Here is a 25,166-nt window from a genome sequence, read left to right as displayed (position 1 = left end):
TTCGTGGTCTTGTGGCAGCGCATAGGCTGTGCGGGATCGGTCGGGCGTGGCCGCGTGCGGTGGCGTCCGGCAGCAGGAGCTAGCGAGGGCTAGCAGTAGCAGCGAGTGACGCCATGCAGGGGGCAACCGCCATGACGACAGGTCGGCTCGGGCAGTCCACCGCGCCTCCGAACGCGGCCTATGCCGGGCAGGTCGTGCGTTTCCCGGATCCGGTGCGGGCTTCGCGGCATCCGCGCGGGGTGCGGGTGGACGAGCGGGGGTTTCCGGACTTCTCGCCGTACGCGCGTGCGGCGGCGGAGATCGCGGAGCCTCCGGAGGGTTTTGGTGTCGATGAGCTGCGGCTGACGGACTACGTGTCGGCGAACGCGGCGATGGCGGCGACCGGTCATGAGCTGTGGGACACGATTCCGTCGGTGGCGACGCCGCACGGGTGGACGTGGCATCACGTGGCGGGGTCGCGCCGGCTCGAACTGGTGCCGGTGGAGGTGAAGGCGCTGCTGCGGCACCACGGTGGGGTGGCGACGGCGGCGGTGGATCACGCGAAGCGGGGTACGCGGCCGTTGCAGGAGACGCGTCCGGCGCACTTCGGGTTGCCGAAGGGCCGGGTGGCGGTGTCGGAGCAGCAGCTGCTGGGCGTCGAGGAGGATCTCGGGTACCGGCTGCCGGGGGCGTACCGCTCGTTCCTGAAGGCGGCGGGCGGCTGCGCTCCGGTGGGCGCGGCGCTGGACGCGGAGCTGGGTCTGCTGGTGGACCAGCCGTTCTTCACGGTGCGCGAGGAGGCGGGGATCAACGACCTCGTCTATGTGAACAAGTGTCTGCGGGACCATCTGACGAAGGACTACCTCGGGGTGGCGTTCGTGCAGGGTGGTCTGGTGGCGGTGAAGGTGCGGGGCGCCGGGGTCGGCTCGGTGTGGTTCTGCGCGTACGACGACGTGCGGGACTCCGGCGAGGAGGCCGCGGGGTGGTCGGTGGACGAGCGGGTGGAGCGGTTGCTGATGCCCTGTGGTGTGGACTTCGACGCGTTTCTGCTGCGGCTCGCGGGTAATCCGCCGGAGCTGGAGACGGTCGCGAACCTGATGGTGGACGGCGGCTTCGCGCGCGCCGTGCCCGTGGCCCCGGTGGGAGGGTGAGCCGGCTGTGGTGACGTTCGCGCAGGCGCAGGAGCGCGCCGAGGAGTGGATCAACGGTGACGTGCCTCCGTATCAGCACCAGGAGGTGCGGGTGCGGGAGTTCGGTCTGGGTTTCGTGGTGTGGGCCGAGGACCGCGAGGGCGGTCCGACGGCGGACACGGGCCGGCAGCGGCTGGTGATCGCGCGGGATTCGGGCGAGGCCACGTTGTGGCCGGGGCTGCCGGTGGGTGAGGTGATCCGGCGGTACGAGGAGGAGTACGGGGTCGCGGAGGAGGCGGCGCCGTCCGCGCCGGCCGTTCCGCCGGCGCGGATCGATCTGAATCAGACGTCGTTCCTGCTGAGTCCGCCGGAGTGGCTGCAGGACGCGGCGGACAAGATCGGTCTGCCGCAGCGGCCGAACGCGTCGCAGGAGGAGCGGAGCGAGGGGGACTCCGGGGCCGATGGCGCCGGCGGGGACTCCCTGGCCGGTTCCGAGGTCGGCGGGGTGCCGGGGCCGGGGGCGTCGGTGTCCTCGATGTCCTCGGTCTCCTCGGCGGAGTCGGGTGCGTCGGAGGGGCGTTCGGTGTCGTCGGCGGGGTCGGACACCCCGGCGGCGGCGACGCCGCTGTCCGATGTCCCGTCGTCCTCGTCGTCGTCCTCGTCGTCCGCTTCTTCGTCTGCTTCTTCGTCGTCTCCGGGCAGTCCGTGGGCGGACGCCAACGCCAGTTCCGGCGGGGTGGAGGGTGTGCCGCTGCCGGCGACGGTGTTCGCGCCGCCGCTGTCGGGCGCCGACGACGAGGACGCGCCGGAGCCGGTCGTGGGCGCGGACGCGCCGACGGCGCTGATGCAGGGCGGGAGCGCGCTGCCGAAGACGGCCGTGGCGCCGCGTCTGGACCCGGCCGCGCCGCCGCCGGGTGCGACGCCGCCGCCGGTGGCGCCGGGTGCGACGCCGCCTCCTCCGGCGGCTCCGCCGTCGGTGCCGGGGGCGGGGGACATCGCGGACGCGGCGACGAGCAAGGCGACGCTGCCGCCGAAGAAGCCGGCCCGCGGGCCGGTGGCGCCGCCGCCTCCGCCGGGGGTGCCGGGTGCGACGTCGGGCGGGGCGGGTGCGGCGCCGGGCGCGCCGGCGCCCGCGTACGTACCGACGCAGCTGGTGGCGCAGACGCCGCCGCCCGTGCCGCCGGGTCAGGTTCCCGCGCAGCCGGGGGCGCCGGGGCAGCCCGGTACGCCTCCGCCGCCGGCGCCGCCGGGGCCGGTGACGCCTCCGCAGCCGGTGCACCACGCGGCGACGATGCTGGCGCACCCGGGGCCGGCCGGTCCCGGTGGCGGTCCGGCCGCGCCGCCTCCGCCGCCTCCGCCGCCGGGCGCTCCGGGCGCTCCGGGCGCTCCCGGTGGTCCGGGGACGCCGGCGCACGGGATCGAGCACGCGCCGACGATGCTGGCCCAGCCCGGTCCGTCGGGTCCTGGCGCGCCGCCGCCTCCGCCGGGTCCGGCGCCCGCCCCCGTCTCGGCACCGGTTCCCGCTCCGGCTCCGGCTCCGGCTCCCGCGTACGGGTATCCGCAGCAGCCGCCGGCCGGGGTGCCGACGGTCGGCCCCGGGTACCAGGCGGTGCTGCGGTACCGGGCGCCGGACGGTTCGGAGCAGCAGATCATCCGGCGTTCGGCGCCGGGCACCCCGCATCCGGAGTGGCAGATCCTGCACGAGCTGCGCGGGCTCGGTGTGCCGCCGCAGCACGTGCTGGAGCTCCACACGGAGCTGGGCTCCTGTGAGCTGCCCGGCGGGTACTGCGCGCGGATGATCCGCGAGACGTGGCCGCAGGCGCGGATCACCAGCATCGCCCCGTACGGCGGGGACCACGCGGCCCGTCAGCAGGGGATGCGTCAGCTCCTCACGCACCAGGGCGAGTTGCACCAGGTGGCGGACGGTCCGGCGCGTCCGGCGCCGGTGCGGGCTCCGCTGCCGCAGGTGCAGCCGGCGCCGCCGGTTCCGCCGGAGGGCGTGGCGCAGGAGCTGGCGGGCGCGTTCGGGCCGGGGATCCTCCGGTTCGACCAGCGGGCGGTGTCCCGTCAGGGGGTGCCGGAGCTGGTGGCAGTGACGCTCATGTGGGCGGGGCTGCCGGCGGACTTCGGGCCGTTCTTCTGGGCGCAGCCGGCCATGCCGGTGGTGCCGACGCTGGCGGAGCTGGCGCAGCAGCGGCAGGTGCAGGCGGCGCCGGACGCGAGCTCGTACCTGGTGCTGGGTTCGGACTTCGGCCGGGCCATCTGCGTCCAGTACGGGACCGCGCACATCGTGGCGGTGCCGGTGGAGGCGGGTCCGGGCGGGGCGTCGGTGCCGCCGCAGTTCGTCAACACGGGGCTGCCGGAGTTCACCCGTTCGATGGCCCTGCTGGGCCGGATGTGGCGGCTGCGGTTCGGGCTGACGCCGGAGCAGGCGGGCCGGTGGACGGTCGACTTCCAGGCGCAGCTGGCGATGCTGGACCCGGCGGCGCTGTCGGCGCCGGAGAACTGGTGGTCGGTGCTGCTGGAGCAGATGTGGGACGGTCTGCTCTGACGTCCGTACGGTGACGCTCCTGATGGCGCGTCAGCGCGGAATGTGACGAAGGGCGCTCGATGTGTGATCACGTCGGGCGCCTTTTGTCCGTTCTTATGGCGCATCCTGGAGGGGACCGGAGGAAGGGGCGTCAGGGATGAGTTTCGCCGTCGGACGGGGTCGGGGGTACCGCCCGGAGCAGGTCGACCGCTACCTCGCCGCGCTGTCGGAGGACCGCGACGAGGGATGGGAGCGGGCCGCGCGGCTCACCGTCCTCGCCAGGGAGCTGGAAACGGAGCTGGCCGCGCTGAGGGAGGCCGTCGCGGCGCTGAAGCCGCAGCGGTACGAGGCGCTGGGCGAGGCGGCCCAGCAGATCCTGAAGCTGGCGGAGCAGGAGGACGAGCGGCTGGTGCGGGCGGCGGAGGCCGAGGCGCAGGCGCTCGCGGAGGCCGCCGACGCGGCCGGCCGGGAGTCGCGGGAGGCGGCCGCCGCCTACGCGGAGGGGGTACGGGCCGCGGCCGAGGCGCAGGCCCGCGCGACCCTGGAGACCGCGCGCGAACGGGCCGACGAGCTCGGCACGGTCGCCCGCCGCGACGCCGACGGGGCCAGGACGGCGGCGGCGGAGGCGTACGAGGAGACCGAGCACAGCGCGGCCGAACTCCGGGCCCGGCAGGCCGAGGAGCACGGCGCCCGCCGCGCCGAGGCGGACCGCGCCGCCGCGGCGGACGCCGCCGGGCTCGCCGACCGCCACGACGAGCAGCTCGCGGCGGCCGAGGCGCGCCTGGAGGAGGCCCGCCGCGCCCTCGCCCGCACGGAGGAGGAGGCGAGGCACGGCCAGGAGGACGCCGACGCGAAGGCCGGGGAGCTGCTCGCGGGCGCCCGCCTGAAGAGCGAGCGCGTCGAGCGCGAGACGGAGCGGGTGCTGCGCGAGCACGACGAGGCGCGCGACGAGATCCACTCCCACATGGACCACATCCGCAACTCCCTGGCCGCCCTGACGGGCCGCCCGGTGACAGCGGCCACGCAGGACGCCGACGACGCCGAGACCCCCGAGCCCGGGGAAGAGCCCGAGGCCGAGGAGAACGCGGAGAAAGCGGAGAAAGCGGAGAACGCGGAAAAGCCCGAGCCCGAGGCGGGATCCGGCGCCTAGGCTCCGGCGCATGCAGATGCGACTGACGGCCGTGAACCTCGACTGTCCCGACCCGCTCGCCCTCGCCGCGTTCTACGGGAAGGCGACGGGGCTGCCGCTGCACGAGCGCTCCGGCGGCGACTTCGCGGGCCTCGTCGGCGAACACGGCCTCGTCATCGGCTTCCAGAAGGTCGCCGGCCACCGCCCCCCGACCTGGCCGGACGGCGAGGTCCCGCCCCAGCTCCACCTGGACTTCGACGTGGACGACCTCGACGGGGCGGTGGCCGAACTGACCGCCCTCGGCGCGTCCGTCCCGCCGGGCCAACCCCGCCCCGACCTGTGGCGCGTCCTCCTGGACCCGGCCGGCCACCCCTTCTGCCTCTCGCCCAGGACCCCGCGTCGGGCGTGAGCTCCGGCGAGCGGTACTCTCCCGATCTTCAAGGGGAGGGGAACCCAGCACGTGATCCGTACGCGCACGCACGCCCGCAGACTCGCGGCCGCCGCCGTCACCGTCGTCCTCGCCGCCACCGGCGGCGCACTCACCGCACTCCCGGCGACGGCGGCACCGCTCGCCGCGCAGGAGGAGCGGGAGACGTCCGTCCCGTACCCGAAGGGGTACGCCGAACTGCTGGGGGGCGGGACGGCGGGCTTCTTCACCAGGCTCCCGTACGAGGTGAGCTGGACGTCCTACGCGACGGGCGTCTCGCGGACGCTGCCGGTCGGGCTGGGACTGCGGTACGCCATCGGCGCGTCGGACGTCCTGGTGGTGGCCGACGACAACGCGTCGGTGATGGAGCAGGCCCGGGTGCTCATGGTCCAGGACCTGGCCTCGGGCGACGAGCCGTACGAGGTCGACCTCGACGCGCTCGCCGAGGACGGCGAGCAGTACCTCTACCGGGGGGCCGTGGGCCGGACCCTCGTCGTCGCCGTGAAGAAGGCGGACGGGACGGTGGAGGGGCGGCTGGTGACCGCGGGACCGGACGGTCCGACGTCGCGGCCGGTCACGGGCCTGCCCGCCGACCACCGCGGCTTCCGGGTCGAGCACACCACCGCCGACTCGGCCGTGCTCGTCGTGGTGGCCGGGCCCGAGGGTGCCGTCCGGTACACGCGCAGCGTCCTCGACGTCCCGTCCGGCGCGGTCACCGACGACTTCCCCCGCGAGAACGCGCACAACAGCTCGCCCGTCTCCGTCTCCGCGACGCACGCCGCCTGGCCCGACCCGGCGGACCCGAGCCACGTGGCCGTCGCCGCCCGGGGGGCCGGAGGGACGGGGCCTGTCCGGCGGACCGCGGTCGCGGCCTACCACCCGTACGCCCTCCTCGGCGGCTGGCTCGTGCACGGCTCGATCACCCGGCCCTCCACCGGCACCGTCGGGGGGTCCCCGCTGCGGGCGGAGCGCGCCGACGGGACGGGGGAGCCCGTCCGGGTCCTGGACACGGTGGGCTGGCTCGTCCCCGGCCCCGACGGCTCGCTCCTCGCCCGCGGCGGGTCGGTCGAGCACGGCGAGGGGCTGTACCGGATCACCCTCGGCTCGGACGGGCTGCCCGTCGCCGAGCTCGTCGCCTCCACCGGCGAGCCGACGGTCCTCGTGTACGGCGGCGCGGAGGTGCCCGCCTCGATCGACCTGGACCGGGTGAAGGGGGCGGACTTCCGGTGGAAGCTGACCGGGCGGACCTACCACACCCGTGTCACGATCACCCGCACGGACGGCCCCCGCTCCGACGAGCCGGTCGTGATCCACGACCTCGGCCCGATGGGGAGCGACGCGGTCGGCTTCCGCTGGAACGGGGAGGACTTCGGCACGCCGGGCCGTCCCGCCGAGGCGGGCACGTACACCTGGACGTTCGAGGCGGACCAGTTCAACCATCTCAACGAGGTCCGCGCCACCGGCACCTTCACCGTCCGCCGCACCCCCGGCCCGCACGACTTCGACGGCAACGGCGCGCCCGAGCTGCTGGTGCGGGACGCCGGCGGGCGGGCCAGGGCCCTGGATCTCGTCCCCGACCCGGCCGCCGGCGTCCCGACCGCCCCGCGGGAGGCGGTGTTCGGCACCGGCTGGCAGGCGTTCGACCGGCTGGAGTCGGTCGGCGACGTCGCCGGTACCCGGCTCGCCGACGTGGTCGCCCGGGACACGAGCGGAGTGCTCTGGCTCTACCAGGGCGCCGGCGACCTCGCCCAACCGCTCCGCCCGCGCGTCCGGATCGGCGGCGGATGGAACGCGTACGACAGGCTCGCCGGCGGCTCCGACCTGACCGGCGACGGCCGCGCCGACCTCGTCGCCACCGACAAGACGGGCGTGCTGTGGCTGTACCCGGCGACGGGGAACGCCACGGCGCCGTTCTCAGCCCGCAAGCGGATCGGCGGCGGCTGGGGGATCTACAACGAGATCACCGCCGCCGGGAACCTCGGCGGCGCGGGCGCGGGCGACCTGGTCGCCCGGGACGAGGCCGGCGTGCTGTGGCTGTACCTCTCCAAGGGCGACGGCACCTTCGCCGCCCGCACCAGGATCGGCGCGGGCTGGGGCGGCTTCCGGGACCTCGTCGGCATAGGTGACGCCGACGGCGACGGGCGGGCCGACCTGCTGGCCGGGGACGGCGACCAGGTGTCGTACTACCGGGGCACGGGCGACTGGAAGGCGCCGTTCGCGGCGGGCCGGCGCACCGAGCTGACGACCGGTCACGACCAGCTGTTCTGATCCGGTCGCGACCGGCCCCCTCGGGCCGGGGAGCACTCCGCCCACACGGTCCTCCCGGGCACGCCGGGCCGGGGACGTGAGGAGCGCCGCCACCCGGCCCGGTGGCGGCGCTCCGCTACGCCCCGTCCTCGCCGGATTCCGTCAGCACCGGGAAGCGGCGCGGGGCCAGGGTGAGGAGGGCCAGGAGGGCGAGGGCGGCGGCGGCCGCGGCGCCGAGGTAGACCCAGTCGACGGCCGCGTCGACCGCGCGGCGGGTGGACTCGGAGGCGGTCAGCGAGCCGGCCAGCGAGTCGAGGTCCGTGTCCGAGCCGAGGCGCGCGGCGAGGACGCCGTTGGCGACCGCGCCGAAGGCCGCCGCGCCGACGCTCTGCCCGACCTGGCGGCAGAAGAGGACGGACGCGGTGGTGGTGCCGCGCTCCTCGTACGGGACGGTGGACTGCACGCCGACCATCAGCGGCAGCTGGAAGAAGCCGAGGCAGCCGCCGAGCAGCAGCATCACGAGAGCGGGCTGCCAGGGTTCGCCCGGGTAGGGGAGGAACGGGAAGGCGAGGAGGCAGGCGAGGGCGCCCGAGATGCCGAGGACGGCGGTCAGGCGGAAGCCGATGCGGGTGTAGACGCGGTTCGAGAACGCGGCCGTGATCGGCCAGCTCAGCGTCCACGCGGAGAGGACGAAGCCCGCCGCGATCGGGCCGAGGCCGAGCACCGACTGCGCGTACGTCGGCAGGAAGACGGTCGGGGCGACCATGACGAGACCGAGGGCGCCCAGGGCCAGGTTCACGGCCGCGATCGTGCGACGGCGCCACACCCAGCCGGGGATCATCGGCTCCGCCGCCCGGCGTTCGACGGCCACGGTGACCGCGGCGAGCAGCGCCGCCCCGCCGAGCAGGCCCAGCGACGGGGCCGACAGCCAGGGCCAGGCGACGCCGCCCTGCACGAGGGCGGTGAGCAGCAGGGCGCCGGTCGCGAAGACGCCGAGCGCGCCCGGCCAGTCGATGCGGACCGGCCCCTTACGGGGGGCCCTTACGGGTTCCCTGAGGTGGCGGAGGATCAGCCAGAGGGCGAGGCCGCCGAGCGGCAGGTTGATCAGGAAGATCCAGCGCCAGTCCGCGTACCCGGCGAGGAGGCCGCCGACCGCGGGCCCGGCGACGGCGGAGGTGGCCCAGACGGAGGAGAGCCTCGCCTGGATCCTGGGGCGTTCCTTGAGCGGGTACAGGTCGGCGGCGATCGTCTGGACGGTGCCCTGGAGGGCGCCGCCGCCGAGGCCCTGGACGACGCGGAAGGCGATGAGGGCGGCCATGTTCCAGGCGGCGGCGCAGAGCAGCGAGCCGGCGAGGAAGAGGATCGTTCCGGCGACGAGGACGGGCTTGCGGCCGAAGGTGTCGCTGAGCTTGCCGTAGACGGGGAGGGTGACGGTGACGGCGAGGAGGTAGCCGGAGAAGAGCCAGGAGAAGACGGAGAGCCCGCCGAGGTCGCCGACGATCTGGGGGACGGCGGTGGCGACGATGGTGCCGTCGAGGGCGGCCAGCGCCATGCAGAGCATGAGGGCGGCGACGACGGCGCCGCGGCGGTCGGCGGGGGTGGGCTCGGTGGTGGCCCGAGTGGGGGCCGTTCTGCCGTCCGTCACCCTGCTGGCCCGCCCTTCTTCTTTCTTCGTACACCTAAATGTGCGGGGCCAGACTCTCACTCCGACCGGGGGTGGAGAAACCCCTAGGGGACCCTCCCTCATGCGAGCCAGGGGACGCTCGTCCCGGCGGAGGACGAGAACCGGCCGCGGTGGTTCTTAGCTTGTTCTTACAAGCCACCACCCACTGCCACCACCACTGCTAGGAGAGAACCGTGACCACGGCTGTGACCATCCCCAGGCACGGGGGTACTGGAGGGCGTACGGCCGTCGCCGCGCGGGCGCGTCAGGTCGTCAAGGCGTACGGCTCGGGGGAGACCCGGGTCGTCGCGCTGGACCATGTCGACGTGGACATCGCCCGCGGCCAGTTCACCGCGATCATGGGCCCCTCGGGGTCCGGCAAGTCGACCCTGATGCACTGCCTCGCCGGTCTCGACACCGTCACCGGCGGGCAGATCTTCATCGACGAGACCGAGATCACCGGACTCAAGGACAAGAAGCTCACCCAGCTGCGCCGGGACCGGATCGGCTTCATCTTCCAGGCGTTCAACCTGCTGCCGACGCTGAGCGCCCTGGAGAACATCACGCTGCCGATGGACATCGCCGGCCGCAAGCCCGACCGGGCGTGGCTGGACCGGGTGGTGGACACCGTCGGGCTCGCCGGGCGGCTGAAGCACCGGCCGGCCGAGCTGTCCGGCGGCCAGCAGCAGCGGGTCGCCGTCGCGCGGGCGCTCGCCGCCCGGCCGGAGATCATCTTCGGGGACGAGCCGACCGGCAACCTCGACTCGCGGGCCGGCGCCGAAGTCCTGGGCTTCCTGCGGCAGTCGGTGGACGAGCTGGGGCAGACGATCGTCATGGTCACCCACGACCCGGTCGCCGCCTCGTACGCGGACCGGGTGCTGTACCTGGCGGACGGGCGGATCGTGGACGAGATGGAGCGGCCGACGGCCGAGGCCGTCCTCGACCGCATGAAGGACTTCGACGCGCGCGGGCGGACGTCGTGACCGTTTTCCGCGCCTCGCTGAGAAACCTCCTCGCGCACAAGGGCCGGATGGCGCTCTCCGCCGTCGCCGTGCTCCTCTCGGTCGCGTTCGTGTCGGGCACGCTGGTCTTCACCGACACGATGAACACGACCTTCGACAAGCTCTTCGCCGTCACCGCCTCCGACGTCACGGTCTCCCCGAAGGCGGCCGACCCGGAGGACGAGACCCCGGACACCGGCCGGCCCGAGTCCTTCCCCGCCTCCGTCGTCGCGGACGTGCGGAAGGCGAAGGGCGTCGCCGAGGCACAGGGCTCGGTCGTCTCGATGGGCGTCACCGTCGTCGACGCGAAGAACAAGAACGTGGGCCCGACCAGCGGCGCCCCGACGATCGCCGCCAACTGGAGCCCGTACGAGCTCCGTTCGGTCCAGCTGGCCGAGGGCCACGAGCCGCGCGGCCCCACCGACGTCGTCGTGGACCGCGGCACCGCCGACAAGCACGGCCTGAAGCTCGGCGCCCCCCTCCGCGCGATCTCCGCCACGGGCGACCACACCGCGAAGATCTCCGGCATCGTCGAGTTCAAGGTCACCAACCCGGGCGCCACCGTCGTCTACTTCGACACCGCCACCGCGCAGCGCGAACTGCTCGGCAAGGAGGGCCTGTTCACCCAGGTGATGGTGGACGGGAAGCCGGGTGTCACCGACGAGACGCTGAAGGCGGACGTCGCCGCGGCCCTCGGGGACGGGTACAAGCTCCAGACCGCCGCCGAGACGGCCGACGCGGGCCGCGAGGACGTCGCCGGCTTCCTCGACGTCATGAAGTACGCGATGCTCGGCTTCGCCGGCATCGCCTTCCTCGTCGGCATCTTCCTCATCGTCAACACCTTCTCGATGCTGGTCGCCCAGCGCACCCGGGAGATCGGCCTGCTGCGGGCCATCGGCTCCAGCCGCAAGCAGATCAACCGCTCGGTGCTCGTCGAGGCGGTCCTGCTCGGCGTGATCGGCTCGGTCGCCGGCGTCGCCGCGGGTGTCGGCCTCGCCGTCGGGCTGATGAAGCTCATGTCCACCATGGGCATGGACCTGTCCACCCGGGACCTCACGGTCGCCTGGACCACGCCCGTCGTGGGCCTCGCCCTCGGCGTGTTCGTCACCGTCCTCGCCGCCTACGTCCCGGCCCGCCGGGCCGGCAAGGTCTCCCCGATGGCCGCCCTCCGCGACGCCGGCACCCCGGCCGACGGGCGCGCCGGGCGGGTCCGCGGCGCCCTCGGTCTGCTGCTGACGCTCGGCGGCGGCGGCGCGCTGTGGGCGGCGACGCAGGCGGAGAAGGCCGGCACGGGTTCCCTGTGGCTGGGGCTCGGCGTCGTCCTGTCGCTGCTCGGCTTCGTCGTGATCGGCCCGGTCCTCGCGGGCGGGGTCGTCCGGGCCCTCGGCGTCGTCGTCCTGCGGGTGTTCGGCCCGGTCGGCCGGATGGCCGAGCGGAACGCGCTCCGCAACCCGCGCCGCACCGGCGCGACCGGCGCCGCCCTGATGATCGGCCTGGCGCTCGTCGCCTGCCTCTCGGTCGTCGGCTCCTCCATGGTGGCCTCGGCCACCGACGAGCTGGACCGGTCCGTCGGCGCGGACTACATCGTGCAGAACCAGATGGGCGCGCCGATCGTGCCGCAGGCGCAGGCGGCGGTGGAGAAGGTCGCGGGCCTCGACCACGTCACCGAGTACCGGCCCGTCGACGTGCGGATCACCGACGGGCGCGGCAAGGTCTCCAAGGAGTGGCTGGCCGCGACCGAGCCGTCGTACCCGGGGGACCTGAAGCGCGAGGTCGCCTCCGGTGACCTGGCCGCCGCGTACGGCCCGGGCGCGATGTCCGTCGGCAGCGACTACGCGACGGCGCACGGCGTGAAGGTCGGCGACACCCTGACGGTCGCGTTCGCGCACGGCTCGACGGCGAAGCTGAAGGTCGCGGCGATCACGGTGGACGGCGGGAACGTCGACAACGGCGCCATGTACACGAACGTCACCACCGCCCGCGCCCATCTGCCGGCCGAGCGGATGCCGGCCAGCGCGCTGCTCCTCGCGAGCGCGAAGGACGGGCAGGAGGAGGCGGCGTACGAGGCGCTGAAGGAGGCGCTGGCGCCGTACCCGCAGTACAAGGTGTCCAACCAGGCCGACTACAAGGAGGCCCTCCAGAAGCAGGTGGGCCAGCTCCTGAACATCGTCTACGGCCTGCTGGCCCTGGCGATCGTCGTCGCCGTCCTGGGCGTGGTGAACACGCTGGCCCTGTCGGTGGTGGAGCGCACCCGCGAGATCGGTCTGATGCGGGCCATCGGGCTCTCCCGCCGCCAGCTGCGGAGGATGATCCGGCTGGAGTCGGTCGTCATCGCCCTCTTCGGCGCCCTGCTCGGCCTCGGCCTGGGCATGGGCTGGGGCACGGCGGCGCAGCAGCTGCTCGCCCTGGAGGGCTTCGGCGTCCTGGAGATCCCGTGGCCGACGATCCTCACGGTCTTCGTGGGCTCGGCCTTCGTGGGCCTCTTCGCGGCCCTGGTCCCCGCCTTCCGCGCGGGCCGCATGAACGTCCTGAACGCGATCGCGAGCGACTGACCCCGCCGCCCGACGCGTACGGCCCCGGAGCGCTTCCCGCTCCGGGGCCGTACGGCTGCTCAGACGGACAGCACCGGCACGTCGTAGAGGGGGATGTTCTTGTCCCGCGTGACGAGCGTGAGTCCTTCGGTCCGGGCCTGGGCGATCAGTATGCGGTCGAAGGGGTCGCGGTGGTGGTGGGGGAGGAGACCCGCCTGGACGCCGTGCTCGGCGGTGATCGGGAGGGCGAGGAACTGGGTGTCCCGCGCCCGTTCGGCCACGTCGGCGGGGGCGTCGAGCGTGCCGGTGGCCTGTTTGACGGAGATCTCCCAGGGCGTGACCGCGCTCATGTACACCCAGCGTTCGTGGGCGAGCCGTGCACGGGTCTCGTCGGGGAGGCTTCCTTCGAGCCACCACAGGACGACGTGCGTGTCGAGCAGGAGTTTCACTCGGCCGTCCCGAACGTCTCGTCCCAGCCCTCGGGGAGCTCGTCGAAGTCGTCGGCGATCGTGATCCGGCCCCGCAGGGAGCCGAAATCGGTCCGGTGGACCTTCCCGGCGAGCGGGACCACCTTCGCGACCGGCTCGCCGGCCTTGCTGATGATCACTTCCTGCCCGGTGGCGACCGCCTCCAGGATCTTGGAGAAGTGGGTCTTCGCGTCGTGGACGTTGTACTGCCGGGCTGCTTCCATCGCGGCCTCTCACAGCTAGGTGGACTAAGTGCCGGACTAAGGATATCGGCGTCCCCCGATCGGCCGCCACCGCGTTCACCCCCCGGAGTGAGGGATTCACCCCGCCGGGTGGGGGTGATCCCCCGCGACGGGGTGCGGGTGGCGTCGTAGGGTGGAGACCCCGGCCCGTGCGACGTGTCGGGCCGTTCGCGTTGCCTGTTCGTCCGCTTGTCCTCTCGTCCGCTTGTTCGCTTGTTCGTTCACCCTCGTACGTACCGGGATGGAAGCTCCATGAGCCTGCACGGTCTGCTCGACCTCGTCGTCAAGGACACGGCCCTCGCGGAGGCGGTGGCGGCCGCGTCCGACGGGAAGCGGCCGCACGTGGACCTGGTCGGGCCCGCGGCGGCCCGGCCCTTCGCGGTGGCCGCGCTGGCGCGCGACGCGGGGCGGCCGGTGCTCGCGGTGACGGCGACCGGCCGGGAGGCCGAGGACCTGGCGGCGGCGCTGCGCTCGCTCCTCGACCCGGACACCGTGGCCGAGTACCCCTCCTGGGAGACCCTGCCGCACGAGCGCCTCTCGCCCCGCTCGGACACCGTCGGCCGCCGCCTCGCCGTGCTGCGGCGGCTCGCCCACCCCAGCCCGGACGACCCGGCCGCGGGCCCGGTCAGCGTGGTCGTCGCGCCGATCAGGTCGGTGCTCCAGCCGCAGGTGAAGGGGTTGGGGGACCTGGAGCCCGTGGCGCTCAGGACCGGGCGGACGGCGGACCTGAACGACGTCGTCGAAGGGCTCGCGGCCGCCGCGTACTCCCGGGTGGAGCTGGTCGAGAAGCGCGGCGAGTTCGCGGTCCGCGGCGGCATCCTGGACGTCTTCCCGCCGACCGAGGAGCACCCGCTCCGGATCGAGTTCTGGGGCGACGACGTCGAGGAGATCCGTTACTTCAAGGTCGCCGACCAGCGCTCGCTCGAAGTCGCCGAGCACGGCCTGTGGGCGCCGCCCTGCCGCGAGCTGCTGCTGACCGCCGAGGTGCGGGCGAGGGCCGCGGCCCTCGCCGAGGAGCACCCGGAGCTCGGCGAGATGCTGAACAAGATCGCCGAGGGGATCGCGGTCGAGGGCATGGAGTCCCTGGCCCCGGTCCTCGTGGACGACATGGAGCTGCTGCTCGACGTCCTCCCGGCCGGCGCGATGGCCGTCGTCTGCGACCCCGAGCGGGTCAGGACCCGGGCCGCCGACCTCGTCGCCACCAGCCAGGAGTTCCTCCAGGCGTCGTGGGCGGCGACCGCCGGCGGCGGCGAGGCGCCGATCGACGTCGGCGCGGCCTCCCTGTGGGGGATCGCGGACGTACGGGACCGGGCGCGCGAGCTCGGGATGATGTGGTGGTCGGTGTCGCCGTTCGCGGCCGGCGCCGACGACGAGGCCGACACGCTCACCCTGGGCATGCACGCCCCGGAGACGTACCGCGGCGACACCGCCCGCGCGCTCGCCGACACCAAGGGCTGGCTGGCCGACGGCTGGCGGACGGTGTACGTGACGGAGGCCCACGGGCCCGCCGTCCGCACCGTCGAGGTGCTGGGCGGCGAGGGCATCGCGGCCCGCCTGGCGCCCGATCTGACGGACGTGGACCCGGCCGTCGTGCACGTGGCCCGCGGCGCGATCGACTTCGGGTTCGTGGACCCGGCGCTGAAGCTCGCCGTGCTGACCGAGACCGACCTGTCCGGCCAGAAGGCGGCGGGCAAGGACGGCCAGCGGATGCCGGCCAAGCGGCGCAAGACGATCGACCCGCTGACCCTGGAGGTCGGCGACTACATCGTGCACGAGCAGCACGGCGTGGGCCGCTACCTGGAGATGGTGCAGCGCACGGTGCAGGGCGCCACCCGCGAGTACCTGCTCGTCGAGTACGCCCCCGCCAAGCGGGGCCAGCCCGGCGACCGGCTGTACATCCCGACCGACCAGCTGGAGCAGGTCACCAAGTACGTCGGCGGCGAGGCGCCCACCCTGCACCGGCTGGGCGGCGCCGACTGGACGAAGACGAAGCAGCGGGCGAAGAAGGCGGTCAAGGAGATCGCCGCCGACCTCATCAAGCTGTACAGCGCCCGGATGGCCGCCCCCGGCCACGCCTTCGGCCCCGACACCCCCTGGCAGCGCGAGCTGGAGGACGCCTTCCCCTACGCCGAGACCCCCGACCAGCTCTCCACGATCGCCGAGGTCAAGGAGGACATGGAGAAGACGGTCCCGATGGACCGGCTGATCTGCGGCGACGTCGGCTACGGCAAGACGGAGATCGCGGTCCGCGCCGCGTTCAAGGCGGTCCAGGACGGCAAGCAGGTCGCCGTGCTCGTGCCGACCACGCTGCTCGTGCAGCAGCACTACGGCACCTTCTCCGAGCGGTACGGCCAGTTCCCCGTCAACGTCCGCGCCCTCTCCCGCTTCCAGACCGACACCGAGGCCAAGGCCACCCTGGAGGGGCTGCGCGAGGGCTCGGTCGACGTCGTCATCGGCACCCACCGCCTCTTCGCCTCCGAGACCAAGTTCAAGGACCTCGGCCTGGTCATCGTCGACGAGGAGCAGCGCTTCGGCGTCGAGCACAAGGAGCAGCTGAAGAAGCTCCGCGCCAACGTCGACGTCCTCACCATGTCCGCCACCCCCATCCCCCGGACGCTGGAGATGGCGGTCACCGGCATCCGCGAGATGTCCACCATCACCACCCCGCCGGAGGAGCGGCACCCGGTCCTCACCTTCGTCGGCCCGTACGAGGAGAAGCAGATCGGCGCGGCCATCCGCCGCGAACTCCTGCGCGAGGGCCAGGTCTTCTACATCCACAACCGGGTCGACTCCATCGACCGGGCGGCCGCCCGGCTGCGTGAGATCGTCCCCGAGGCGCGGATCGCGACGGCCCACGGCCAGATGAGCGAGAGCGCCCTGGAGCAGGTCGTCGTCGACTTCTGGGAGAAGAAGTTCGACGTGCTCGTCTCGACGACGATCGTCGAGTCCGGCATCGACATCTCCAACGCCAACACCCTGATCGTGGAGCGCGGCGACAACTTCGGCCTGTCGCAGCTGCACCAGCTGCGCGGCCGGGTCGGCCGCGGCCGGGAGCGCGGCTACGCCTACTTCCTCTACCCGCCGGAGAAGCCGCTCACCGAGACCGCGCACGAGCGCCTCGCGACCATCGCCCAGCACACGGAGATGGGCGCGGGCATGTACGTGGCCATGAAGGACCTGGAGATCCGCGGCGCGGGCAACCTGCTCGGCGGCGAGCAGTCGGGCCACATCGCGGGCGTCGGCTTCGACCTGTACGTGCGGATGGTCGGCGAGGCGGTGGCGGACTACCGCGCCTCCCTGGAGGGAGGGGTGGAGGAGGAGCCGCCGCTGGAGGTCAAGATCGAGCTGCCGGTCGACGCGCACGTGCCGCACGACTACGCGCCCGGCGAGCGGCTGCGCCTCCAGGCGTACCGGGCGATCGCCTCGGCGAACTCGGAGGAGGACGTCAAGGCGGTACGGGAGGAGCTGACCGACCGCTACGGCAAGCTGCCCGAGCCGGTGGAGAACCTGCTGCTGGTGGCCGGGCTGCGGATGCTGGCCCGGGCCTGCGGGGTGGCCGAGATCGTCCTCCAGGGCCCGAACATCCGCTTCGCGCCGGTGGAGCTCCGCGAGTCCCAGGAGCTGCGCCTGAAGCGGCTCCACCCGAAGTCGGTGATCAAGCCGGCCGTCCACCAGATCCTGGTGCCCCGCCCGGCCACCCGCCCGATCGGCGGCAAGCCGCTCGTCGGGCGGGAACTCCTCGCGTGGACCGGGGAGTTCCTGACGACGATCCTGGACTGACGCTTCTCCCGGGCCCGTTCGCTTCCTCCCCCTCGCGGATTCACTTCCCCGGGTCGGTGAGGAAGCCGGTCAGCGAGGCGAAGTACTCCTCCGGGGGCAGGGCGCCCACCGCCTCGTCGACGTTGTGCGTGAGGTACAGCGTGGCGAAGCCGTGGGCCAGGGACCAGGCGGCGATGCCGGTGGCGCGGGCGTCCCGGCCGGGCAGGGCGGCGACACCGGCGCGGAGTTCGGTGCCCGCCCGCTCGCGGGCCGCCGTGAGCTCCGGGTCGTCCGCGCGCAGCAGCGCCGGGGCGAACATGACCTGGAAGTGGGCCGGGTGGCCGGCCGCGAAGCGGACGTAGCGGCGGCCCCGGTCCGCGAGGTCGGCGCCGCCCGCGAGCGCGTCGGCGAGGAGGCCGAAGCCCTCGGCGGCGATGGCGGTGAGCAGGCCGGTCCGGTCGCCGAAGTGGTGGGCGGGGGCGGCGTGCGAGACGCCGGCCCGGCGGGCCAGGTCGCGCAGGCTGAGGGCGCCGGGGCCGTCCGCCGCGATCACCTCCAGGGCCGCCGCGAGGACCGCCTGGCGCAGGCCGCCGTGGTGGTAGCTGCTCCGCTCCGTGTTCCCAGGTGTCATGGCAGCAGCCTAGCCCTCATCTAGTCATTGACAAGTTGTCCGGGGCGGGCGCAATCTTGTCAGTGGATAGATGAGAGTGTTCGCCCGTCCCGGAAGTCCCGGAGGTCCCCATGGACACCGCCCGCGTACGACAGATGTGGCACCTGCTCGAACCGCTGCACGCCCTGCACTACTACGCCCCCGAGTCCTTCGAGGAGGCCGCCGCCCTCGGGTACGGCACCGGCGAGCGCTGGCCCTCCTACTTCGCCTGGCGGGCCGCCCCGCTGGGGCCCGCCGGGCCCGCCCGGGTCGCCGCCGCCTTCTACAGCTTCAGCCCGGCCATGGTCGCCCGGTACGTCCCCGCCGCCTGGGAGGTCGCCGCGCCCGCCGACGTGCTCGCCGCGCGGCTGCGGGCGGTGGACCGGACGTACCGGGCGCTGCTCGACGTCACCGGGGTCCGGGAGGCCGCCGCGCTCGCGCGCCGCGCCGCCGAGGCCGCGGACACCGCCGGCCGGCCGCTCGCCGCCGCCCACGCCGAACTGCCCTGGGTCGACGCGCCGCACCTCGTCCTCTGGCAGGCCGCGACCCTGCTCCGCGAGCACCGGGGCGACGGGCACGTGGCCGCGCTGCTCACCGCCGGGCTCGACCCCGTCGAGGCGCTGGTGTCGTTCGCCGCCGTCGGCGCCGCGCCCGAGGGCGTCTTCGCGAGCCGGGGCTGGAGCGGGGAGGAGTGGGCCGCCGCCCGGGAACGCCTCGCCGCGCGCGGGCTGGTCGACGCCGACGGCGCCGCCACACCGGCCGGGCGGGAGCTGCGGGCCGAGGTCGAGCGGCGTACCGACGAACTCGCCGCCGCGCCCTGGGCCGCCCTCGGCCCCGACTCCGCCGGGCGGCTCGCGGAACTCCTCGGCGGTCCCTGGCTCGCCGCCATCGGCTCGGGGCTGCTGCCTTCGGAGAACACGCTCGGGATCGGCAAGATCTGACGAAATGATCACTATCGGCTCCTTTATGCCTAAGATTCCCGGGTGCTGATACGCCGAAGGCTCCACCCCGCCGCCGTCCCCGCCGCCCTGCTCTCCGGGCTCGTCCTGCTCTCCGGGTGCACCCTGCCCGGCGACGGCGGCCAGGAGTCGTCGTCCGGCGGCTCCGCTCCGGACGCCCGCGTCACGAGCCCGTTCCGGAACCCGGACGGCACGCGGCCCGGCCTCGCGCCGGTGACGGCGGAGGACGAACGGGCCCGGGCCAGGACGCTCATCGGCGCACTCGCCACCAAGGGGCGCGGGCCCCGCACCGGATACGCGCGCGACGCGTTCGGGCACGCCTGGCTGGACAAGGCCGACGGCGTGCCGTTCGCCCGGAACGGCTGCGACACCCGCAACGACCTGCTCCGCCGCGACGGGCGCGAGCTGCGCTTCCGGGACGGCTCGGACTGCGTCGTCGTGGCGATGACGCTGGACGACCCGTACACCGGCGCCACCATCGACTGGCGCAAGCAGAAGGCCGCCGAGGTCCAGATCGACCACGTCGTCCCGCTCTCCTACGCGTGGCAGATGGGCGCCTCCCGCTGGCCGGCCGCGCAGCGCGTGCGGCTCGCCAACGACCCGCTGAACCTCCTGCCGGTGCAGGGCCGCGCCAACTCCGCCAAGGGCGACTCGGGACCGGCGTCCTGGCTGCCGCCGGCCAGGTCCGTCCGCTGCGCCTACGCGGTCCGCTTCGCGCAGGTGGCGGAGAAGTACGCGCTGGCGGTGACCGCCGCGGACCGGACGGCGATGCTCCGCCAGTGCGGCGGCTGACCGTCAGGACGTCTTGGTCCAGTCGCCGCAGCCGACGGACTTGAAGTAGCCGTCCTTGGCGGAGACCTTGACGATGGCCGTCCCGGTCACGTTGTCGTTCGCCAGGATGCCGTTCACCCCGTGGCCGGCGTCCTTCGAACGCTCCCAGTAGCACCCGGCGTCCTTGTTGCCCGTGGACTTGTAGGTGCCGGGGGCCACGTCGACGCCGACCTTGAACATGCCGCCGTCGCCCTTGAGGGTGCTCCCGGGGGTGCCGGTGGCCTTCGGGTCCACGGCCTCCCAGGTCGAGCAGCCCGTGGACTTGAAGAACTTGTCGCTCTTCCCGATCTCGACGTAGGCCGTGCCGGTCACGTTGTCGTTCGCGAGGATCGAGTCGACCTCGCCCGTGGCGTCCTTCGCCCGCTCCCAGTAGCACATCGCGTCCTCGTTGCCCGTCGAGCGGTAGAGGCCCGGCTTGACGTCGGAGCCGACCTCGAAGTCGCCGTCCCCGTCGATCGTGACGGCCTTCTTCTCCGGCGCCTTCGACTCCGGCGCCTTGCCGCCGGACTCCGTCGCCTTCCCGCCCGAGGACGCCGTCGCCGACGGCTTCGCCTCGGCGCCGCCCTCGTCACCGCCCCCGCCCATCGCGGCGCCGACGGCGACGACGACCACGACCGCGCCGGCGGCGGTGAGGACCTTGTGGCGGGCGAACCAGCTGCGCTGCGTCTGAGACTTCGACATGGCTGTGAACACCTTTCAGGTGTCGAGGATTCCTGTGGACTCCGTGTTTCGATGTCGTAATCACAGCAGAGTCTGTGAACCGAGTCAACCATGTTCACGGAGTTCGACTCGGCTCACGCCGTGAACCCGTTCGGTCGGTATGCTCGTCGTTCACGAGGCGTACGCGTCACACGCGGTCACACGAGCGGGAGGACGGAGGGTGCAGGTGCCCGAGGACAGCGCAACAGAGGTCACCGCCGCCGGCATCGCCCGGCTCGCCGGCGTCGGCAGGGCCGCCGTCAGCAACTGGCGCCGCCGCCACACCGACTTCCCCAAGCCCGTCGGCGGCACCGAGACCAGCCCCTCCTTCTCCCTCGCCGAGGTCGAGCGGTGGCTCCGCGCACAGGGCAAGCTCGCCGAGGTCCCGCTCCGCGAGCGCGTCTGGCAGCAGCTCGCCGGCCACCCCGCGGGCACCCTCACCGGCCTCGTCCACACCGGCTGCGTCCTGCTGCTCCTGCGCGAGCGGCCCCCTGGCCTCGCCGCGCTCGCCGCCCTCCCCGACCCGCGCTTCACCGAGGCCCTGCCCGGCGCCCTCGAAGAGGTCCTGACCGTCCGCTTCGGCATCCCCAGGGCCGTCCCCACCCCCACCCCCGGCGAGCTCGCCCCCGCCGCGCCCCTGCTCCGCGCCGCCGTCGAGCTCGCCGCCGAACTCGGCGGCCCCCGGCAGGCGTTCGAGTTCCTCCTCGGCCGCCACCTGGACGCCAACCCCCGCCAGTACACGCTCACCCCGCCGCCGCTCGCCGAGCTCATGGCCGCCCTCGCCGCCGCCGCCACCGCGACCGCGGGCGACCCGCCCGCGGGCGTCCTCCTCGACCCGGCCTCCGGCACCGGCGGCCTCCTCCGCGCCGCCGCCCACCCCGCCGTCCTCGCCGTCCAGGACGCCGACCCCGGCCTGGCCGCGCTCTCCGCGCTCCGCCTCGCCCTCCACGGCGACGCCGACATCCGCTCCGCCGCCGGCGACACCCTCCGCGCCGACGCCTTCCCCGAGCTGCGCGCCGACACGGTCCTCGCCCACCCGCCGTTCAACGAGCGCGCCTGGGGCCACGACGAACTCGCCTACGACCCCCGCTGGGAGTACGGCTTCCCCGCCCGCACCGAGTCCGAGCTCGCCTGGGTCCAGCACGCCCTGGCCCGGCTCCGCGACGGCGGCACCGCCGTCCTCCTCATGCCCCCCGCCGTCGCCTCCCGCCGCTCCGGCCGCCGCATCCGCGCCGACCTGCTGCGCCGCGGCGCCCTGCGGGCCGTCGTCGCCCTCCCGGCCGGCGCCGCGCCCCCGTACGGCATCCCGCTCCACCTCTGGGTCCTGGTCCGCCCCGCCGCCGACCGCCGCCCCCGGGCCGAGGCCCTCTTCGTCGACACCGCCGGACTCGTGCCCGACGCGGGCCGCGACAAGCTCCCCTGGACCGCCCTGCAGAACGCGGTCCTCGACGCCTGGGCCGGCCGCGCCGGCGACGACACCCTCGCCCGCGCGGTCCCCGTCATCGACCTCCTCGACGACGAGGTCGACCTCGCCCCCGCCCGCTACCTCACCGCCCCCGACGCCGGCGGCTCCGCCGCCGAACTCGCCGCCGTCCGCGAGCGCCTGGACGCCACCCTGCGCCGCACCCTCACCCTCGCCCCCGCCCCCGAGCCCGCCCGCCCCGCGCCCCGCCCGCTCACCACCGTCGGCGAACTCGCCCGCACCGGCGCCCTCCAGCTCCGCACCGGCGGCCAGGGCACCGCCCCCGCCGGCCGCGAGGTCCCCGTCCTCACCGAGCACGACGTCCTCACCGGCGGAGCCCCCTCCGGCACCCTCCCGGAAGCCGCCGACGGCCCGGCCGAGGACCCCGTCCTCGTCCGCGAGGGCGACGTCGTCGTCCCCGTCCTCGGCGGCGGCCCCTCCGCCCGCGTCGTCGACGCCGCCACCGCCGGCGCCGCCCTCGGCCGCAGCCTCCAGCTGCTCCGCCCCGACCCGGACGCCCTCGACCCCTGGTTCCTCGCCGGCTTCCTGCGCGGCACCGCCAACAACCGGCAGGCCAGCAGCTTCGCCTCGACCGCCACCCGGCTCGACGTCCGCCGCCTCCAGCTGCCCCGGCTCCCCCTCGCCGACCAGCGCAGGCACGGCGAGCGCTACCGCTCCCTCGCCGCCTTCGAGGAGGCCCTGCGGCTCACCGCCCGGCTCGGCGAACAACTGGTCCAGGGCCTCTACGACGGGCTCGCGGACGGAAGCGTCCAGCCGGGGTGAGACCCGCGCCGGGCAGGGCTAATCTCGTAGCCTGAACAGCCGTCCCTGGGGGGAATTCGCATGTACGGACAGATGCCCGCCGCTCCCGCGCCGAGACCGGGCGGCGGCCCGTCCGCCGGCACCGTCGCCGTCCGCGTGCTCGTGGCGGCGGCGGTCGTGCTCTCCCTCGGCTTCCTCGCCTGGGTGGCGATGCTCCGCCTCGCGATCATGCGCAGGACCGTCCTCGACTGGGTGCTCTTCTGGACCCAGGTGGCCGCCACCATCGGCTGCTTCGTCCTCCTCCAGGAGGACGACCAGAACTCCTGGCAGGTCAACGTCGGTGCGGCCCTGATCCTCGTCATGGCCGCCGCCGTGACCTGGCACTACCTGGCCGCCGACATCAGGCACCACCGCGCGGCGCCGGCGCCGGGCCCGTACGCCCCGCCCCACGCGACCGCGCCGGGGCACCCGCCCGCGTACGGCTACCCGCCCGTGAACCCGGCGACGGCCGTCACCGTCCCCGGCCCGAACCCGTACGCGCCGCAGGGCCCGGCCCCCCTGAACACCCCCACGCCCCCGCCCTCCCCCCGCATCGACCAGGTCCGCGCCGAACTGGACGAGCTCAGCGACCTCCTCCGCAAGGACGGCGACAAGTGAACGGCCGGGTCGTCGGCGGCCGGTACGAGCTCGCCACCGTCATCGGCCAGGGCGGCATGGGCCAGGTGTGGACCGCGTACGACACCCGCCTCGACCGCCGGGTCGCCGTGAAGCTCCTCAGCCCCGCCGCCCTCACCGGCCCCGCCACCGCCGCCGACGAACTGCGCCGCCGCTTCGTCCGCGAATGCCGGGTCACCGCCCACGTCGACCACCCCGGCCTCGTCACCGTCCACGACGCCGGAAGCGACGCCGACGACCTGTACCTCGTCATGCAGTACCTCGACGGCGCCGACCTCTCCGACCACCTCGCCGAGCACGACCCCTACCCGTGGGAGTGGGCCGTCTGCGTCGCCGCCCAGCTGTGCGCGGTGCTCGCCGCCGTCCACGCGGTGCCCATCGTCCACCGCGACCTCAAGCCCCGGAACGTGATGGTCCGCCCCGACGGCACCGTCACCGTCCTCGACCTCGGCGTCGCCTCCGTCCTCGACACCGACACCACCCGCCTCACCCACACCGGCGAACCCATCGGCAGCCCCGCCTACATGGCGCCCGAGCAGGCCATGGGCGGCGCCGTCGGCCCCCGGACCGACCTGTACGCGCTCGGCGTCCTGCTCCACGAACTCCTCTCCGGGAACGTGCCCTTCGCCGGCTCCACCGCCCTCGGCGTCCTCCACCGCCACCTCCACGAGGCACCCCTCCCGCTCCGCCAGGTGCGCCCCGAGGTCCCCGCCGCCCTGGAGACCCTCGTCCTGCGCCTCCTCGCCAAGGACCCGGCCGACCGCCCCTCCGGCGCCCACGAGGTGTACGAGGCGCTGCTGCCGCTGCTCCCCGGGCGCGGCACCCCCTCGGGCCCCATGGACCCCACCCGCCCCTTCCTCCGCCCGCACGCCCCCTGGCCCGCCGCGCCCCGCCAGGCCGCCCCCCGCCCCGCCGTGGTCACCGACCCCCGGGTCGCCGTCCCCGCGCAGGCCCCGGCCCCGCCCCCGCCTCCCGCCCCGCACCCGCCCCGGTACGCGCCCCCGGTGCCCGCCCACGCGCCCCGGGGCGCGGACGTGGCCGGTGCCGTGGAGGAGGTGAAGCGGCTCCTCGGCGAGGGCGCCCTCACCCAGGCCGTCGACATGCTCGGCGGGATCCTCCCGGCCGCCGCCGCCGAACACGGCGAGGACTCACCGGTCGTCCGGATCCTGCGCAAGCAGTACGCCTCCACGCTCCTCGACGACGGGCAGTACCGGCGCGCCCTGCCCGAGTTGCGCCGGCTCTCCGCCGACGACCCCGGCAACGCCCAGTTCCGCTACGACATCGCGCTCTGCCTGGAGCAGCTCGGCGAGACCGCCGACGCCCTCGCCGCCTTCCGCGCGGTCCTCCCCGCCTTCGAGCAGGGCCCCGCGCAGGACCCCGGCCGGGCCTTCGACATCCGCCGCCGCACCGGCCTGCTGCTGGTCGCGACCGGGCGGCACGCGGAGGGCCAGGCCGAGCTGCACCGGCTCCTGACCGACGCGGAGCGGCTGTACGGCCCCTACCACCCGCTCGCGGCCGAGCTGCGGCGCGCCCTGGAGCACCAGCGCCAACTCGGCCGCCGCTCCTGACCGTTCCGGCCGATATGGGGTGGGCGCGGACGGACGGCGTCGCGTACGGTCGGAACCGTGACACTTCCTTCCGTCCAGCTCAACCACACCGTCGTCTACTCCTCCGACCGCTCCGCCTCCGCCCACTTCCTCGCCGGCGTCCTCGGCCTCCAGGTGGGCGCCCCCTTCGGGCCCTTCCTCCCCGTCGACCTCGCCAACGGCGTGACGCTCGACTTCTACCAGGCGTCCGAAGGGCCCATCCAGGACCAGCACTACGCCTTCCTCGTCCGTGACGAGGACTTCGACGCGATGATCGGCCGCCTGGAGGCGGCCGGGGTCACCTACTACGCGGACCCGGCCCACCGGCAGCCGCACGAGGTGAACACCCTGTTCGGCGGCCGGGGCGCGTACTTCGCCGACCCGGACGGGCACAACATGGAGATCATGACGGTCCCGTACGCGCGTCCGTAGCGCGGG

General features: G+C 74.4%; 19 protein-coding genes. 14 read left to right on the top strand and 5 right to left on the bottom strand.

Annotation, left to right across the window (positions count from 1 at the left end):
- Positions 1–131 precede the first annotated feature (131 nt).
- The 5 genes from ACIGHB_RS27230 (at position 132) to ACIGHB_RS27210 (ending at position 7,463) form a co-directional block, all read left to right on the top strand.
- Positions 132–1,130, top strand: coding sequence for an SMI1/KNR4 family protein (locus ACIGHB_RS27230; RefSeq protein ID WP_360321683.1), 999 nt, complete (start codon positions 132–134; stop codon positions 1,128–1,130).
- A 7-nt stretch (positions 1,131–1,137) separates the two neighbouring features.
- Complete coding sequence (locus ACIGHB_RS27225) at positions 1,138–3,660, top strand: SUKH-4 family immunity protein (RefSeq protein ID WP_399916560.1); 2,523 nt, start codon at positions 1,138–1,140, stop codon at positions 3,658–3,660.
- 136 nt (positions 3,661–3,796) lie between these two features.
- Positions 3,797–4,789 (top strand): cellulose-binding protein, encoded by a 993-nt coding sequence (locus ACIGHB_RS27220; protein ID WP_399916558.1) that lies wholly within the window; start codon positions 3,797–3,799, stop codon positions 4,787–4,789.
- A gap of 10 nt (positions 4,790–4,799) precedes the next feature.
- The gene (locus ACIGHB_RS27215) at positions 4,800–5,177 is read left to right on the top strand and encodes a VOC family protein (RefSeq protein WP_399916556.1); all 378 of its coding nucleotides are present in this window, start codon (positions 4,800–4,802) and stop codon (positions 5,175–5,177) included.
- A 51-nt stretch (positions 5,178–5,228) separates the two neighbouring features.
- Positions 5,229–7,463 carry an FG-GAP-like repeat-containing protein gene (locus ACIGHB_RS27210; protein WP_399916554.1) on the top strand — a complete coding sequence of 745 codons (2,235 nt, stop codon included), beginning with the start codon at positions 5,229–5,231 and terminating at the stop codon, positions 7,461–7,463.
- A 115-nt stretch (positions 7,464–7,578) separates the two neighbouring features.
- Here the strand turns inward: ACIGHB_RS27210 and ACIGHB_RS27205 are convergent, their stop codons facing one another.
- Positions 7,579–9,087 (bottom strand): MFS transporter, encoded by a 1,509-nt coding sequence (locus ACIGHB_RS27205; protein WP_399916552.1) that lies wholly within the window; start codon positions 9,085–9,087, stop codon positions 7,579–7,581.
- Positions 9,088–9,299: 212 nt separating this feature from the next.
- On the opposite strand from ACIGHB_RS27205, the gene ACIGHB_RS27200 reads away from it, so the two are divergent.
- Positions 9,300–10,088, top strand: coding sequence for an ABC transporter ATP-binding protein (locus ACIGHB_RS27200; protein ID WP_360314654.1), 789 nt, complete (start codon positions 9,300–9,302; stop codon positions 10,086–10,088).
- Positions 10,085–12,658: an ABC transporter permease gene (locus tag ACIGHB_RS27195; RefSeq protein ID WP_399916549.1), complete on the top strand. Its 2,574-nt coding sequence runs from the start codon at positions 10,085–10,087 to the stop codon at positions 12,656–12,658. The genes ACIGHB_RS27200 and ACIGHB_RS27195 overlap by 4 nt, the downstream gene beginning before the upstream one ends.
- Before the next feature lie 59 nt (positions 12,659–12,717).
- On the opposite strand, the gene ACIGHB_RS27190 is transcribed toward ACIGHB_RS27195, so the two are convergent.
- Both ACIGHB_RS27190 and ACIGHB_RS27185 read right to left on the bottom strand, forming a co-directional pair.
- The gene (locus tag ACIGHB_RS27190; protein WP_360314650.1) at positions 12,718–13,086 is read right to left on the bottom strand and encodes a type II toxin-antitoxin system VapC family toxin; all 369 of its coding nucleotides are present in this window, start codon (positions 13,084–13,086) and stop codon (positions 12,718–12,720) included.
- Positions 13,083–13,328, bottom strand: coding sequence for a type II toxin-antitoxin system prevent-host-death family antitoxin (locus tag ACIGHB_RS27185; protein ID WP_391082376.1), 246 nt, complete (start codon positions 13,326–13,328; stop codon positions 13,083–13,085). The genes ACIGHB_RS27190 and ACIGHB_RS27185 overlap by 4 nt, the downstream gene beginning before the upstream one ends.
- Positions 13,329–13,598: 270 nt before the next feature.
- On the opposite strand from ACIGHB_RS27185, the gene mfd reads away from it, so the two are divergent.
- Positions 13,599–17,126 carry a transcription-repair coupling factor gene (gene mfd / locus ACIGHB_RS27180; RefSeq protein ID WP_399916547.1) on the top strand — a complete coding sequence of 1,176 codons (3,528 nt, stop codon included), beginning with the start codon at positions 13,599–13,601 and terminating at the stop codon, positions 17,124–17,126.
- Positions 17,127–17,166: 40 nt separating this feature from the next.
- Here the strand turns inward: mfd and ACIGHB_RS27175 are convergent, their stop codons facing one another.
- Entirely contained in the window at positions 17,167–17,736 is a 570-nt protein-coding gene (locus ACIGHB_RS27175; protein WP_399916545.1) for a TetR/AcrR family transcriptional regulator, read from the bottom strand.
- 110 nt (positions 17,737–17,846) lie between these two features.
- On the opposite strand from ACIGHB_RS27175, the gene ACIGHB_RS27170 reads away from it, so the two are divergent.
- The gene (locus ACIGHB_RS27170; RefSeq protein WP_399916543.1) at positions 17,847–18,695 is read left to right on the top strand and encodes a hypothetical protein; all 849 of its coding nucleotides are present in this window, start codon (positions 17,847–17,849) and stop codon (positions 18,693–18,695) included.
- A gap of 42 nt (positions 18,696–18,737) precedes the next feature.
- Entirely contained in the window at positions 18,738–19,505 is a 768-nt protein-coding gene (locus ACIGHB_RS27165) for an HNH endonuclease family protein (RefSeq protein WP_399916541.1), read from the top strand.
- Between the two features lie 3 nt (positions 19,506–19,508).
- On the opposite strand, the gene ACIGHB_RS27160 is transcribed toward ACIGHB_RS27165, so the two are convergent.
- Positions 19,509–20,225 carry a hypothetical protein gene (locus ACIGHB_RS27160; RefSeq protein WP_360314640.1) on the bottom strand — a complete coding sequence of 239 codons (717 nt, stop codon included), beginning with the start codon at positions 20,223–20,225 and terminating at the stop codon, positions 19,509–19,511.
- Between the two features lie 205 nt (positions 20,226–20,430).
- Here ACIGHB_RS27160 and ACIGHB_RS27155 point away from each other — a divergent pair, with 205 nt between their 5' ends.
- Genes ACIGHB_RS27155 through ACIGHB_RS27140 form a run of 4 tightly spaced genes read left to right on the top strand, consistent with a single transcriptional unit; the run spans position 20,431 to position 25,160 of the window.
- Positions 20,431–22,488 carry an N-6 DNA methylase gene (locus ACIGHB_RS27155; protein ID WP_399916538.1) on the top strand — a complete coding sequence of 686 codons (2,058 nt, stop codon included), beginning with the start codon at positions 20,431–20,433 and terminating at the stop codon, positions 22,486–22,488.
- Positions 22,489–22,548: 60 nt separating this feature from the next.
- Positions 22,549–23,124, top strand: a complete 576-nt coding sequence (locus ACIGHB_RS27150) for a hypothetical protein (RefSeq protein WP_399916536.1) — start codon at positions 22,549–22,551, stop codon at positions 23,122–23,124.
- A complete protein-coding gene (locus tag ACIGHB_RS27145; protein ID WP_399916534.1) occupies positions 23,121–24,710 on the top strand; it encodes a protein kinase in 1,590 nt (529 codons plus the stop codon). Before ACIGHB_RS27150 ends, ACIGHB_RS27145 begins: the two co-directional genes overlap by 4 nt.
- Positions 24,711–24,767: 57 nt before the next feature.
- On the top strand, positions 24,768–25,160 hold the full coding sequence (locus ACIGHB_RS27140) for a VOC family protein (RefSeq protein ID WP_360314632.1): 393 nt from the start codon (positions 24,768–24,770) through the stop codon (positions 25,158–25,160).
- Positions 25,161–25,166 lie beyond the last annotated feature (6 nt).

Origin of the sequence: Streptomyces sp. NPDC085460, from assembly GCF_044541975.1 — a bacterium.
Taxonomy (GTDB): domain Bacteria; phylum Actinomycetota; class Actinomycetes; order Streptomycetales; family Streptomycetaceae; genus Streptomyces.
The sequence above is the reverse complement of the archived record's forward strand: the minus strand, read 5'-3'. Positions and strand labels throughout refer to the sequence as shown.